Source organism: Geobacter sp. DSM 9736 (assembly GCF_900187405.1).
GTDB lineage: Bacteria > Desulfobacterota > Desulfuromonadia > Geobacterales > Geobacteraceae > DSM-9736.
In genome coordinates, this window is sequence record NZ_LT896716.1 from 1385656 (window position 1) to 1400180 (window position 14525).

General features: G+C 58.0%; 11 protein-coding genes and 2 pseudogenes. 1 reads left to right on the plus strand and 12 read right to left on the minus strand.

All coding sequences use genetic code 11. From position 1 onward, the window contains the following. Positions 1-19: 19 nt before the first annotated feature. From CFB04_RS06485 to CFB04_RS06540, 12 genes and pseudogenes are all read right to left on the minus strand, one after another. Positions 20-2809, minus strand: coding sequence for a BPTD_3080 family restriction endonuclease (locus CFB04_RS06485; RefSeq protein WP_088534518.1), 2790 nt, complete (start codon positions 2807-2809; stop codon positions 20-22). Next, positions 2806-3069 (minus strand): DUF2442 domain-containing protein, encoded by a 264-nt coding sequence (locus tag CFB04_RS06490; RefSeq protein ID WP_088534519.1) that lies wholly within the window; start codon positions 3067-3069, stop codon positions 2806-2808. Before CFB04_RS06490 ends, CFB04_RS06485 begins: the two co-directional genes overlap by 4 nt. A 12-nt stretch (positions 3070-3081) precedes the next feature. Then, positions 3082-3351 carry a DUF4160 domain-containing protein gene (locus CFB04_RS06495; protein ID WP_088534520.1) on the minus strand — a complete coding sequence of 90 codons (270 nt, stop codon included), beginning with the start codon at positions 3349-3351 and terminating at the stop codon, positions 3082-3084. Positions 3352-3364: 13 nt separating this feature from the next. Continuing rightward, a pseudogene (locus tag CFB04_RS06500) lies at positions 3365-3649 on the minus strand (site-specific DNA-methyltransferase); the annotation flags it as partial. A gap of 12 nt (positions 3650-3661) precedes the next feature. After that, on the minus strand, positions 3662-3934 hold the full coding sequence (locus CFB04_RS06505; protein ID WP_157698740.1) for a MazG-like family protein: 273 nt from the start codon (positions 3932-3934) through the stop codon (positions 3662-3664). 81 nt (positions 3935-4015) lie between these two features. After that, entirely contained in the window at positions 4016-4948 is a 933-nt protein-coding gene (locus CFB04_RS17850; RefSeq protein WP_157698741.1) for an HNH endonuclease, read from the minus strand. A 31-nt stretch (positions 4949-4979) separates the two neighbouring features. Next, a pseudogene (locus tag CFB04_RS06515) lies at positions 4980-5546 on the minus strand (site-specific DNA-methyltransferase); the annotation flags it as partial. Positions 5547-5856: 310 nt separating this feature from the next. Then, positions 5857-6876, minus strand: a complete 1020-nt coding sequence (locus tag CFB04_RS06520) for a rhomboid family intramembrane serine protease (protein WP_231934398.1) — start codon at positions 6874-6876, stop codon at positions 5857-5859. 380 nt (positions 6877-7256) lie between these two features. Beyond that, positions 7257-8726, minus strand: a complete 1470-nt coding sequence (gene nifK / locus CFB04_RS06525; RefSeq protein WP_088534523.1) for a nitrogenase molybdenum-iron protein subunit beta — start codon at positions 8724-8726, stop codon at positions 7257-7259. A gap of 328 nt (positions 8727-9054) precedes the next feature. After that, positions 9055-10494 carry a nitrogenase molybdenum-iron protein alpha chain gene (gene nifD / locus CFB04_RS06530; RefSeq protein WP_088534524.1) on the minus strand — a complete coding sequence of 480 codons (1440 nt, stop codon included), beginning with the start codon at positions 10492-10494 and terminating at the stop codon, positions 9055-9057. Between the two features lie 279 nt (positions 10495-10773). After that, entirely contained in the window at positions 10774-11643 is an 870-nt protein-coding gene (gene nifH, locus CFB04_RS06535) for a nitrogenase iron protein (protein ID WP_088534525.1), read from the minus strand. Between the two features lie 872 nt (positions 11644-12515). After that, complete coding sequence (locus tag CFB04_RS06540) at positions 12516-13082, minus strand: ANTAR domain-containing response regulator (protein WP_088534526.1); 567 nt, start codon at positions 13080-13082, stop codon at positions 12516-12518. 326 nt (positions 13083-13408) lie between these two features. Here CFB04_RS06540 and CFB04_RS06545 point away from each other — a divergent pair, with 326 nt between their 5' ends. Continuing rightward, positions 13409-14401 carry an efflux RND transporter periplasmic adaptor subunit gene (locus tag CFB04_RS06545; protein WP_088534527.1) on the plus strand — a complete coding sequence of 331 codons (993 nt, stop codon included), beginning with the start codon at positions 13409-13411 and terminating at the stop codon, positions 14399-14401. Positions 14402-14525: the final 124 nt, after the last annotated feature.

The window sequence follows — 14525 nt, forward strand, 5'->3', positions numbered from 1 at the left end:
TTCTCTTCCTTATCTTACCTCAGCCGTGCCTCGCCAGTATGTCCTGCATCTGTGCAGGGACAAATGCAACATCCCAGCACCATTCGCCAAACCCGCCCCGCTGGTTGATTGCACGTACCCAGACGTCCAGTGCCGCACGTTTCGCCCGGTTCTGCTCCGAATCCTCACCCTTGATTTCCAGCACGAGGCTCTTCCCGTTCTTCAGGCGAATCAGAAAATCAGGAATGAAGCGGCGCCTGACACCGTTCCAGAGATACCAGACGTAGAAACCTAGATGATCGTTCTTTGCGTATGCCGAGACGCGGCTGCTCTGGTCTAGCAGGTTTGCGGCGTACTGCTCCCATGAACTGTCCGCCACCATGTGGCTGATCTGGGAGCGGCGTGTCGGGTGGCATACCTTCGTAGTATACCAGGTGCGCATTGTGGCGGTGGAGCCGAGGGGGGCATCCTCGTCGAACACCGGCTCCAGCCGTTCCTGGTTCTGCTCCGTCACATGGCGCAGGAGGTGATGCACGATGAGATCGATGTTGAGCGCAAAGAGTATCCGCTTGCGCAACGGTTCCTGATGATAGAGCGACGGAATCTGCATCCTGTCCGAATCGAGAAACTGCTCCACAATGCGGATAAGCTGGAACACCAGATACTCGCGAGTTCCCTGGAATTTTCGCTCCAGTTCTTCAAACCCTTTCCTAGCCGCCTGGAACACGAGTCTCTGAAGGCGGAAACCTTCAGGCAACTGTTCAAGATCTATGGCGTGTCCCTTGCTCAAATCCGCCGCGCCACCCAGAGCCGGAGCCAGTTCGGCGCTGATCCGCGTCTGGGCCGGGTCAAGTATCAACGGTCCGACCTGTCCCCAATCCACCGTCAGGACCGGGCGAACCACCGTGTCGATACGCAGCACGTTAGGCCAGCGGATTTCCAGATCCGCTCGCTCCGGAAGTGATTCGATCTGCGTACTCGGTTTCGGAGGAGGCGGAGGCGGCCCACCTTCGTCGCCTACCTGAAAGATCGACAGGGGTACTCCGAAGACGTTCACATACTCGGGAAGAAACAGCCCCTTTTCGTCGATTTCGTACGAAACACGTCGCAGCCCCCGCCCGATGACCTGCTCGCAGAGAAGCTGGCTCGTAAAGGCGCGTAAGCCCATTATGTGGGTGACGTTCTTGGCGTCCCATCCCTCCGACAGCATCGCTACTGAAATAACCTTCTGCAAATCCTGCCCGGCAGCCCCCCGCTTACCTACGTTGTCGACTATTTCTCGCAGCAGCTCTTCCTTTTTCAGGGAACGCAGGCGCTCCTTGCGGGTTTCAGGAATGGAAGCCGCGTCAACGATGGCGCGGAGAGTCTCTTCGTAGTTCTTGTCGCTGGCTGCAGTTTCGCCGATTTCGGCCTTTTCCAGCACCTTGGAATCCACCCGCAACGTCCGGGTCGGGGCCAGCAGCTCGGGCCAATGGGCATCTCCGTTGCGAAAATAGTGCTCAATGCGCGATGCCGTTTCGGTCCGGTTGCATACCGTCAGCATGACCGGCGGTGATGGATGCCCCGCCTCCTGCCACTGGCGCAGGGTTTCCCGCCAATCGGCCCCGAGCAGTGTATAGGCATCCTGAATCAGCTTGGGCAACGGCTCGTGGCTTTCAGCCTTGCTGTTGAGGTTTTCCGCAACTTCGGGATCGCGGTAGATGTGGTAGAGCTTGGAGCGATACGTCTTGGCATCGGGAAGCGCGTCGTCGCGAATAACCACCCGTGGCGTCTTTACCAGCCCGGCCTCAATGGCGTCGTTGAGGCCGAAATCGGAAACGATCCAGCCGAACAGACCAGCTTCGCTGCTTGCCTTCCCCGTGGGGGCGAATGGGGTTGCCGAAAGATCGAAACAGCAGCGGATGCGCCGGGTCTTGTGGATGCGGTCGAGCCCCTCGATCCATCGCGTCGCCTCGTCCAGGTCGATCCCCTGCTCCGCCGCCTGCTTCTTGCTGATTTTCAGCTCCGCGGGAATGCGGTAGGCATGGTGGGCTTCATCATTGAGCACGACAAGGTCGCGGCAGGTCGCCAGTTTGCCCAGCACCCGGCGGGTGAACGCCTCGTCGCTCTCGGCCCCCTTCTTCACCACCGAGCGCTCCGTCTGCTTCAGCGGCATCAGTGAGTGCCAGTTCTCGATTAGGATCTCCGCCTGGTTCAGTTTCTGGCGGAGCGCTTCCGAAGGGCAGAGGCCGAAAGCGTCGTAGAAGTTGTCCGGCTCCCCCGGATAGAGAACCCGCAGCCGTTCCTTGACCGTAATCCCCGGGGCGACGATGAATACCGCCCTGGAAAAATCCTTCGCCCGCTTCGGGTAAGTCAGCGCGTTCAGCACCTGCCACGTGATAACCATCGCCATCACCGTCGTCTTGCCGCTCCCAGTCGCCATCTTGCAGCAGAGGCGCTGCCACGGGCCGCCGTCGCCGGGGACGTCTATCCCCTGCCGGTGTTCCGCCGAGCCCTCCGTCCACCAGATCAGCGTCTCCATCGCCTCCAATTGGCAGAAGTAGAAGGGGAACTGCCGTGCTTCCCGGTCGTGCCAGTGTTCCAGGAGCCTACGTGTCACGCTCGTTACGCCGGGGTATCCAGCCGCACGCCACTCTCCGACCCGTTGCCGGATAGTGTTCACCAAATCCAGCGGCTCCGTCCGCTTCGTGTTGTAGCGCACGTCGAAAATCTCATAGCCGGCGGAACGGCGCTCCTCGACCATAGTCAGAGAGCCGTCCCGTGCTTGCTGCCAGTGCTGGCGTGGAGGCTCGTAAGGGGAGTTGATGATGAGTGAGGAAGGTTGGTTCATGCAGCATTCCCCAGGGGCGAATTCATGTCCGGCACGCTCTCCAGATAGAGGGTATCTGGACAGAAATCCTCCTCGTTCGGCCACTCCACCGTGCCGTGGGAAGCCTTCCCCTGCAGGAAATAGGGGACGCTCGCCAGAGGGGTGTAAACCGGGTACTGCAGGTACGGACGGACGTCGAATTTCCGGCGCTCGCCATTTGAGAAGGTCAGGCTGATGGTAAGGTTATCATGGCAAACCGCTTCAACCACACGTGGATTCATGGCTCTCCTCCCTCAACGCAGGGGGTCGATCTTGAAAATCGGCTGTCCCTTGGTTGCCAGCGACCAGTCAGCCATGAGCTCCTCCTGATGAATCTCTATCCAGGCAGCGAGAAGCTTCATCTTGTTTGCCGGCAGCTCCCCTTCGAGGACTTCTCCGCCGGGAATGGCGACGATGCACTCCTGCCCCTGGTACTCCACATGGATGTGGGGCAGGTGATGCTGCTTCGAGTCAAGAGAATACATGTAGATGATCAGTCCGTAAAACATGCTGACAACGGGCATAACTCGCCTCCTTTCAATCCAGCGGCAGTATCTTCAGACTCTCTATACCCCGGTCATCTACAATCTTAACCGCGACCTTCCGGTTGTCACCCGCTTCGAAAGGAAGGGACACGGTGCCGTGGAACTGCTGGAGCAGCTCTTCGTTCAGCTCGGCCCGGATGTCCTTCTTAAGCTTCTGCCACCCTTCCCCCTTGCCGGCCATCGGGAAGAAAACCTGGCGGGGAAACAGCGAACGCTCGTCGTAGTCGGTGTTGAGGAGCCAGAGGGCGATCTTCCCCGTACCGCCGGAGACCAAGTCACGCTATCAGTCCTATTTCAGTGCGTTATATTTTGTTGCAACATCTTTTGCTTTGTCGACTGGACATCTTTTGTGATTCTGATTAATTTTCCTTGCTACAGCATCTTCGATTTCAACTCCTAAATTATGGCCAAGGTAGGAAAGAAGGATGGCCACATCTGCAAGTTCATGTTCAATTTCAAGCGTTGCTCTTCGATAATCTTCTCTACTTCGTCGTCGCGCCCAACGAAAGATATCAAGTATTTCAGAAGCTTCTACACATATTGCAGCACTGAGATTTCGCACTGAATGAATTGCTCCCAGTTTCTTTCTCTACTGAACTCTAACAACCGATCTAATAGCTGCTTTGAGAGCATGAAACTCATCTCATGCCTGGAATCTATTTTTTAAATGCCATTCAAGTCGATCAGGGTCTGGCCTCATAATCGGCTGGGTCGGCACTACCGATAAAGGTTGATTATCAAGACGATAATACACTTTACCATTGAACCACGTCTCTCTGATCCTTGGGCTTACTCGTATCCGATAATCCGGAGAGACACTTACCAAGCCCACATCAAAAAGTCGGTGAAAATCCGCTCTGAGCAGAAGTCCATTTCTGACATCATGCCCTCCTTCGCCGGAGTAAGGGACAATATGTGCCGCCTCGAGGGCCACCAGCGTTGTTTCGCCAGTTATCGCACAGCGCCGCTGATAAGCCTCCGTGACCAGTACGCGGAATGAAGACTGACCAAGTCTTGGACGAACTTCAATTGGAGCCCCATATTTTTCAGTAGATTCGGCCGCAATAGTGGCATTAGAAATATTGCCTGGTTCACCAGCAGACGCCGTAAGCTTATACTGGATTTTTCTCCATATTTCGCGTCCAGCACCTACTCCTGACTCGAACATCTTTCCTCGTACTATATTAGACGACCAATCAGGCGGGTCCGCAAGCCAGTCTGATTCATTCAAAAAGAATGGGCTTGTTAGGACTGTGCAGCCGATATCATCATCATTGCGGCCGCCAGCAGTCAAGGGTTGAATGAGTTCTCGGAGCTCTTCAATGGAACTGCAACCATTTTTCTCACCAAAAACCTCCCATGCAATGCTTAACGGAAGCCTGCTATAGGTCACAAAAAATCCACCGCCTGCAATGTGATTATAAGGACGTTTTAGCTTGAACAGAAAGGGAAGGCCTACGGGTGCTCCAGTAAACGGCGGGATCGCGCTAGGCTGCCAGAAATTAACCTCATCCGGCCTTAATTTTGAAAGATACTTGAACCAACGATTATCAGTTACGCCCACCCAATATCTCACTTAACAAACCTCCGATTGCATATTCACCTGCCCCCACCATCCCCTCCTTCTGAAGCAGCGAATTCATCACCAGCAGGGAGTCGCCGGCAATGAGCCGATTGGCCCAGCCGCGATCATGCCTGTAGAAGTCGATGGCGTCCCGCAGGGGCAGGCTTTCGAAGGGGGCCTCGAACAGACCGGGCTGCACCATCTTCGACGGCTTCCCCTCCTTCATCCGCTTGCGCACCGCGGCCAGGATGCTCATCGGGTCCATCCGCTCGTGGACGTGGAGGGAGACGGTGTCCACATCGAAGCTGGTGCGCTCGGCCTTTCCGGTCCAGTTGAGGTAGGGGGACTGGAGGCGCTTCAACTCCTCCAGGGCGAGGCGCATGGTTTCGGGGTCGGCGGAAGCCAGGGCATCATCGATCAGGCTTTCGATTGCTGAACGGCTGCTGTCGAACTGGAGGGCCGGGTCCAGGTGAGGGTCGTAGGACCATAGGGTCTGCGGCTGCGCAGGATCGGTAGCGGGAGTTACCACGCCGACCTCGGGATTGTTCTTCCTTCGATCGGGATGGCGGTAGGAAATTATCTGAGCAGCATCCTGGTTTTTGGGACGAGGGGCGGCTGCAGCTTTTTTCTTCATGCCGGTGACGATAGGGACAGGTTCTTCGGCCAAACCATCCAGACTCCCCTGTTGCTCATCCATCCAGTCATCCTCCAGGGTGCGTTGAACATCTTACGTCTCTAGTAAAGCGTTCACTTTTTCGCACATTTCCCAATGCGAGTCAAGGAACCAACCGGCAAAACAAACTTGTTTTACAACATAATTGTTTTGGTAAAGAGGAGAAAAACAGGTGAATGTTCCTGCGTTCAGGAGGTGTCTCTTTTACTTTCCAGAACTACTGCGAGTGAGGTTTTCAGTAACGCGCTCAATACACTCCCAATGTGAAAGCGGCCCACCAGGACAAGACAACTACCGCGGCGCTGGCCGACGCAAGCAGAACACTGACCAGTTGCCCCGGCCGGCCATACCTTACGATCAGAAATTCCGCTGCCAACCCGAAGCCGATACCGAAGAAAAACCCGAAAAAATGCGCCCCGAGGTCGGTGTTCCGCCCCTCGGTTCCCAGCAGGACCAGGAGCGCCAGCGCAGCCGCCACCGGCAGAGGCCAGCGGCGGTGCAGATGGTGCCGGTAGCGGACCAGGCTGATCGAGGCGAATATCCCGACGGCGGCGAATACGGCGGTGGAGGCGCCAACGGAATCGTGGCTCGGAAGTTGAACATGGGCATTCAGCCAGTTTCCTGAAGCTCCTGCTGCGAGGAGCAGGCTCCAGGAGAGGCCTGAGCCGAGTTCACGGCAGAGGCAGACGAGAAAGAAACCGCCGATGGTGAGATTGCCGATCAGATGCACCAGGTCGGCGTGCAGCGTGAGCGCGGTCACGAGCCGCCACCATTCGCCGTCAAGGATCAGGTTGGCCCTTGCGCTGCCGAGTTCGGTCCAGTTCGGGGCCGAGTGTCCATCCGGCAAGTTGCCGAGCTGCGTCACATTGAAAAAGGTGGCCAGCAGGATCAATACGGAGAGGGTTGCCAGCGTGTTCTCCACGAGCGGACGGGGGGCAGGTGGAGGCGGCGGCCAGTCCCGGTTCTCTTCCTCAAAAAGGCGCAACTGCTCCGCTGCCTCGTCATAGGCCCCGGCAGGCACCAGCAACCGCCACCCGCCAATCCCCATTTCGACATGGCTCGGGAGAGCACGAGCCGCCAGCACCAACGCCCAGAGATTCGCCTGCCGCTCGCTAAGGGTGCCCGCTCCTGCGTCACCGATACGTCCGGGGCGGATCTCCAGCCATTGCTCTTCATAACTGCCGCTGAGCGCGTCTTGTTCCATGACGATACTATAAGCATCATCATCCCCAATTACCACCTTTGGGGTTGTTGAAAAAACATTCATCTCGCCGCCCTCCTCGAAAGCCACCGTGTGCGGCGTCGCGCTGTTTATGCCCCAGAGGGTACTACACCTCCTTGGGGCTTTCTGCGGGTGCGACGATCTGACTATTTTTGAACAACCAAATTTTTTCAATAACGTGATTTAAGTATCAAGACGGCGCAGATGAACTTACCGCAGAGGTAAAAAGAGAGAAAACCAAAGAGAAAAACAAAAAGGACACCACCGAAGGGAAGTGTCCTTTTTGTTTAAAACCGAGTGCGAGCGAGATTTTTCCGTCAGGTTTATGCCGGCGGGAGCGGGCCCCGCGGAGGCGTAGCAGCGCTACGCCGCACAAGAGGGCCCGCGCCCGCCGGTATGAAGATGGCGTAAAAGGCTCGCTCGGATCAGCGCATCATTTCGAAGAACCTGTCCTCGCAGCTCTGATCCACGATGTCGATAAACGTATTGCATATCTCCGTCACCATGTTGATGACCCCCTGATAGCCGACGATCGGATAGCGGTGCCTGTTGACCCTGTCGAAAACCGGGAAACCGAATCGGAAGAGCGGGATGTTGGCGTCCCTGGCGGCGAACTTGCCGTGGGTGTCGCCGATGATGGCATCCACCGGGTCGGTCATGAGGAGGCTCCGCATGTGCCAGAGGTCTTTCCCCATGTATATCTTTCCCTGCTTGCCGTACATGGAGGCGTCCAGAAGCGCCTGGATCTCCTTCTCCACCTTTTTGCTCCCCTTGCTGCAGAGGATGTGATAGGGGACCGCCCCCATTTCGAGGAGGAAGGAGATGTACCCGAGAAGCTGGTCGGGGTCGCCGTAGAGGGCGAACTTCTTCCCGTGGATGTACTGGTGGGAATCGGTGATGGCGTCCACCGCCCTTCCCCGCTCTGCCTTGAGGCTTTCGGGAATGGGCCTGCCCGACATTTCGGCAATATTCATAAGGAAAGCATCAGTTTTTGCAATGCCTAGCGGCATCGGGAGGGCGGAATGTTTCCCTGCGTAGCTGTCTTTCAGCCAGGCGTAGGTCTTGGTGGCCGAGAAGGGGCCGAGGTTGATGGTCGCTTTGCCGTTGATGGAATCGGCGGCGTCTTCAAGCTTCGTCCCCCCTGGATAGAGGCGGTAGGTGCCGTCGAGGGGGGAGTCGAACACTTCGGAGATATCGCCGAGGATCGTGTAGGGAACGCCGAATGCCTCGAAGATCTTCTTGTACTCGCGGAAGTTCCCGGTATTGGCATCAAAGCCGGGGATGAGGTTTATCTTCCCGGTGCAGCGCCCTTCCACCTTCTTCCCGTCGGTGAGGTTCTGGAGGATGGAGAGGAGCATGGCATCGTACCCGTGGACGTGGGAGCCGTTGAAGCTCGGGGTGTTGGCATAGGGCACCGGCATATCCGCGGGAACGATCCCTTTGTTGCGTGCGTTCTTGATGAAGGCGCTCAGGTCGTCCCCGATGATCTCAGGCATGCAGGATGTGAAGACGGAGATCATCTTCGGCTTGTAGAGGGCGATGGCGTTATCGAGCCCCTCGTGAAGGTTGTTCTGCCCGCCGAAAACCGCGCCGTCCTCGGTCATCGCGTCGGAGACGGCGGGTGCCGGCTCGCGGAAGTGGCGGTTCAGGGTGGAGCGGTAGTAGGAGGCGCAACCCTGGGAGCCGTGCACGAAGGGGAGCGAGCCTTCGAAGGCGTGGGCTACGAGCTCCGCCCCCAGCGGCTGGCAAGTGTGGGGAGGACACACCACGAGCGCCTCGCGCTTGAAGTTGAGCTCCTTGTATTCTTCGGTATTGATCCAGTTCGCAACCCGCTCGATCTCTTCGGCGGGTGTCTCGGTAACCGGATTTACTGCTAGGCCAAGATTGTTAGCCATAATCGTATCTCCTTTGGGGAGCGGTTCTTTTCCGCTCTGGCTGCGTAAGTCTTCGGCACCGGTTGTGCGGCGTAGCGCTGCTACGCCTCCGCCCGGTCCCTCGACAGCCTTGCCAGGACGAAAAACTCCTCGCTCCCTGATTCATCGTCGGGACTCATCCGTCCACGATCGGTGGATTTTCTATGATCTTTCAAACACCGGCGTCCGATTTTGCGTCAGATCGTCGCCGGCCCGAGGCGAGCCGCGGAGGCGTAGCAGCGCTACGCCGCACAAGAGCGAGCCGAGGTCCGGGGGCGAGATGGCGTGAAAGCGGGCGCCATCAAAGCGCCTAGAAAGGCGCTTTGACAAGCGACCACGTGGGCGAATTTATCGCCATATCTATATCCCTGGCAAAGATCGGAAAACCCTTATACCCATGATACGGCCCGGAATAATCCCAGCTGTGCATCTGCCGGAACGGTATCCCCATCTTCTGGAACAGGTACTTCTCCTTGATCCCGGAGGCGACGAGGTCCGGCTGCAGCACGTGGGCAAACTGCTCCATCTCGAATTCGGACGCGTCGTCGTAGACCACGGTGGCATCGGGCATCTCCGGGGCGGTCCGTTCGTAGTCGTCGGTATGGGCGAACTCGTAGCCGGACCCCACGCAAACCATCCCCAGGTCCTCATACGCGCCGATGGTGTGGCGGGGACGAAGGCCGCCGACGTAGATCATCACCTTCTTCCCTTCGAGACGCGGGCGGTACTCGTCGATCACCGCCTGCATCTGCGCGTCGTACTTGGCGATCACCGCCTCCACTTTCTGCTTGATGGTGTCGTCGAAGAGCTCGGCGAGCTTGCGAAGCGATTCCCTGATTTTGGTCGGGCCGAAGAAGTTGAGCTCGATCCAGGGGATGCCGTACTTCTCCTCCATCACCTTGCACATGTAGTTCATGGAGCGGTAGCAGTGGATGACGTTCAGCTTCACCTGGTGCGTCGCGGCGATCTTCTCCATCTCGCCGTCGCCGGTCCAGACCGCCTTCACGTTGAATCCGCACTCCTCAAGCAGCGGCTTTGTCGACCAGGCGTCGCCACCGATGTTGTACTCGCCGATGAGGGCAATGTCGTAGGGGCCGATGGGCTCGGAAAACTCCCGGGTCTCGATGATGTAGTCGCGGATGGTGTCGTTACTTATGTGGTGGCCGAGGGACTGCGAGACGCCCCGGAACCCCTCGCAGTTGCAGGGGATGATCGGGATGTCGAGCTCTTTGGCGGAGGTCTTCGCCACGGCATTGATGTCGTCGCCGATGAGGCCGACGGGGCACTCGGAGAGGACCGAAATCCCCTTGGCCAGCGGGAAGAGGTCCTTTGCCTCCTTGAGGAGCACCTTGAGCTTCTTGTCACCGCCGTAGACGATGTCCTTCTCCTGGAAGTCGGAGGTGAACTGCATCCCGAACTGGTCGACTCCGAGCTTCCCGGTCATCAGATTTCGGCGTGTGCCCCAGGAGTACCAGCCGCAACCGACCGGGCCGTGGGATACGTGCACCATGTCGCGGATCGGCCCCCAGACGACCCCTTTCGCTCCTGCGTAGGCGCAGCCCCGGGCGCTCATCACGCCGGGAACGGTCTTCTTGTTGGACTTGACGCAGGCGGTACAGTTAGCCTGATCATTGGGCGCCAGGTGCGGCGCCCGTTTTTTCCGACCCTTCTCGGGGTAGACTTCCAGGACTTTGTCGATCATCTCCTGGGTTGATTCTTTGGTAATGCCTTCGACTGTAGTTATTGACATATATCTCTCCATTCAACGGCTCCGCCAAAAGCCCATCTGCTGCGTTCCGCTCCGGGCCGTGGCGCTCAACGTAGCGCTGCTACGCCTCGCACCCCGGTCCTCGCGCGCCTTGCATATGGAGCTTTTTGCGAACCCGAGAGGTTTTCTAAAACCCTTTGGACGAACGATTTTGATGCCAGGTCGGTGTCGACCGAGGAGCGCCGCGGAGACGTAGCAGCGCTACGTCGCACAAGGACGCCCCGCAGGGCGGCGCCGAGATGGCGCAAAAGCGTTTGGACATTACTTAGCAGCGGCTTCCGCGACACCTACAATCGACTCGTCCTCCGCTTCCATGATTCCGAACTCCATGAGCAGGTCTTCCAGCTCATCCATCTCCAGCGGGGTCGGCACCACAAGCATCTTGTTGTCGAGGATCTTCTGAGCCAGCATCCGGTACTCTTCCGCCTGCTTGTGCTCCGGCGAATACTCGATAACCGTCATGCGCCGCAGCTCTGCCCGCTGCACCTGGTTGTCCCGCGGGACGAAGTGTATCATCTGGGTCCCGAGCTTCCGCGCCAACGCCTCGATCAGCTCATACTCCTTGTCCGTCTTGCGGGAGTTGCAGATCAACCCGGCGAGCCTGACCTTTCCGGAGGAGGCATACTTGAGTATTCCCTTGGCGATGTTATTGGCGGCATACATGGCCATCATCTCGCCGGAGCAGACGATGTAGATCTCCTCCGCCTTGTTCTCGCGGATCGGCATTGCGAATCCGCCGCAGACAACATCTCCTAAAACATCGTAGAAGACGAAGTCGAGGTCGGGGGTATAGGCCCCATTTTCCTCAAGGAAGTTGATGGCAGTGATGACGCCACGGCCGGCGCAGCCGACACCCGGCTCGGGACCGCCAGATTCTACGCATTTCACGTCGCCGTACCCCATCTTCAGCACGTCTTCCAGCTCCAGGTCCTCCACCGTGCCCCGCTCCCGGACCAGGTCCATCACCGTAGCCTGCGCCTTGGCATGGAGGATCAAGCGGGTGGAGTCCGCCTTCGGATCGCACCCGACGATCATCACCTTCTTGCCGAGGGAGGCGAGCCCCGCCACCGTATTCTGGGTCGTCGTGGACTTGCCGATACCGCCCTTGCCATAAATCGCGATCTGTCTCATGTTCTCTCCTTTGGGGACCGCCGCTTTCGCGCGTCTTGCACGCCGGCTCCTCGTCGGCATCCTCGACGTAGCGCTGCTACGCCTGCGGTGCCTTCTCGTCGCCGTCGCACAATCCATCACCAAATCGACGGTCCCTGGTTTTGTGTCGGGGCAACAAAAAAGGCGCCCCATTTGTTAAATGGCGGGCGCCTTTGCCGAACTTCAATCAATAGTGAATACGTCGGCGTATTCGAGTTGGTTTGTTTTGTCTGGGTTAGAGCATCGAGTGTGCCAATACGGAAACTGCTGGATTTTCAAGCATTCAACTTCTGCATCCGTATCCAGCCAGCCTACCGACGGTGCATGTGCTATGTTTTTAGGCAAAACCGACTGGCGAATGATTTCAAGGTCAGGTCGGTGGCTTCCAAGGAAGAGCGCGGAGGCGTGGCAGCGCCACGCTGCACAAGCGATGACGAAGGAAACACCGAGATGGCCCGAAAGCGTTCGCCACAAACCGAATGGCGAATGATTTCGAGGTCAGGTCTTGGCTTCCAAGGAAGAGCGCGGAGGCGTGGTAGCACCACGCTGCACAAGCGATGACGAAGGAAACGCCGTGATGGCCCGAAAGCGTTCGCCACAAACCGAATGGCGAATGATTTCGAGGTCAGGTCTTGGCTTCCAAGGAAGAGCGCGGAGGCGTAGCGGGAGCTACATCGCACAAGCGATGAAGAAGGCAACGTCAAGATGGCCCGAAAGCATTCGCTACAAAACACCGTGACGAACGATTTCGAGGTCAGGTCGGTGTGGAGCTAGGCAAGCCGCGGAGGCGTAGCAGCGCTACGCCGCACAAGAGCGAGCCGAAGCCCCGCGCCGAGATGGCCCGAAAGCGTTCGTCACCCCTCCGTGAGCAGGATGGCTTCTGCTATCTGCCTCATACTCTTGCGCTTATCCATCGCAAGCTTCTGCATCCTCCGGAACGCCTCCGGCTCCGAGAGCCCCTGGGTCCGCATGAGGACACCCTTCGCCTTCTCGATCACCTTCCGGCTTTCTATGACCTCCTTCAGGTCCTCCACCTGCTCCTTCAACTCCTCCACCTCGTCCGCATGAGCAAAGGCAAGCTCTATCGCCGGCCACAGGTCCTGCTCCCGGAACGGCTTCGTGAGGAATGCAGCAATGCCGCTTTCTTTTGCACGTTTGACCGTCTCCGGGTCATGGCATGCAGTGAGGAGAAGGATGGGGATCTTCAGCTTCGCCCGTATCTGCTGAGCTGCCGTAATCCCGTCCTGCTCCGGCATCGAAACATCGAGAAGCGCGACATCGGGAAGCTTGTCCAGCGCCAGCTCGACGGCCCGTTTCCCGTCGCCGCATTCATAGATTTGATCGAAGCCGAGTTCCTTCAGCTTCTTGTTAATGCTACCCCTGACAATCGCTTCGTCTTCAGCTATCAAAACACTTTTCACGTGTCACCGCCTTCCGTGGGATGCCGTCCTTGTAGGGGGTACTCAGCATGATTCATTCCAACCGGTGGTTATACCTGCCATCCATGCCGTGAAGCCCTAATCCACAAGCCCTCGGAGCCCCTTTTACGACTTCGGCACATTGCAAACAGGATGAGGAAAAAAGAGGCAGAAACGGGATGGCGCTGCGTTCCCCTCCCCCCATATTTCTCTTAGCCTGAACCCCGCTCCGGAGTTGACATCGTGATGAGATAGCTATAATGATAGTCCTACGACTATAGGGCAGCGCCGCAGGGGCTACTGGTATCTCTCATTGCAAAGAGGCTTTCGTGAAACGACATATTCTCATCCCCGCCATTCTGCTTCTCCTCGCCGCAGTTGCAGCCGTCTGGCATTTCACCCGTAGCGAACCGAAAGAACCGCCAGGCATAAAAGTCTCCGGCACTATCGAGGTCACCGATGTTGCCGTCAGCTTCAAGATCCCCGGTCGGGTCGAGGAGCGGCTGGTGGACGAAGGAGAGGCCGTAACGGCGGGGCAGCTTATTGCGAGACTCGATGACCAGGACCAGAACCACGAAGTGGCGGCAAGGCAAGGGGAAGTCAATGCCGTACGGGCCGCCCTGGCGGAACTGGAAGCAGGGTCCCGCAGCGAGGAAATAGCCCAGGCCGAAGCGGCTTTTCAGCGCGCAAAGGCGGAGAGCGAGCGGTTCAAGGTAGATTACGAGCGGGACAAAGCGCTTTTTGCGAGGGAGGTAATCCCGGCTCGGCAACTGGACGCGTCGCGCACGGCATTCGAGACCTCCCGGGCCGCAGCACGGGAAGCGGCCGAACGGCTTTCACTCGTTCGGAAGGGACCGCGACAGGAGACCATCTCCCAGGCCCGCGCACGGCTCCAGAGTGCCGAAGCCGCCCTCGCCGAAGCAAAGACACGCCTAGGCTACACCGAACTTCGCTCCCCCCTCACCGGGGTTGTTCTTGCAAAGCATACGGAGCCGGGGGAGCTGGTGGCCGCCGGCACCCCGTTAGTGACAGTGGGAAACCTGCACGACGTCTGGCTGCGGGCATACATAACGGAGACCGACCTGGGAAGGGTCAAGCTCGGACAGAAGGCACGGGTGACAAGCGACAGCTGGCCGGGAAAGGCCTTCGACGGTACCATCACCTTCATCTCCTCCGAAGCGGAGTTCACGCCGAAGAACGTGCAGACCGAGAAGGAACGGGTGAAGCTCGTCTATCGTATCAAGATCTCGGTGGGGAACCCGCAGCAGGAGTTGAAGCCGGGAATGCCGGCGGATGCTTTGATACTGGCTGACAACCGGTAGCTTGCCACAGAGACACCGAGACGCAGAGAATACCATGTCTCGTCAGACAAACAGATGCAAAGATGATGCATGACGGGTGATTAGAGCTATGAGGGTGGCCAAAAGCCAGGCTGCGGGAGGTTCC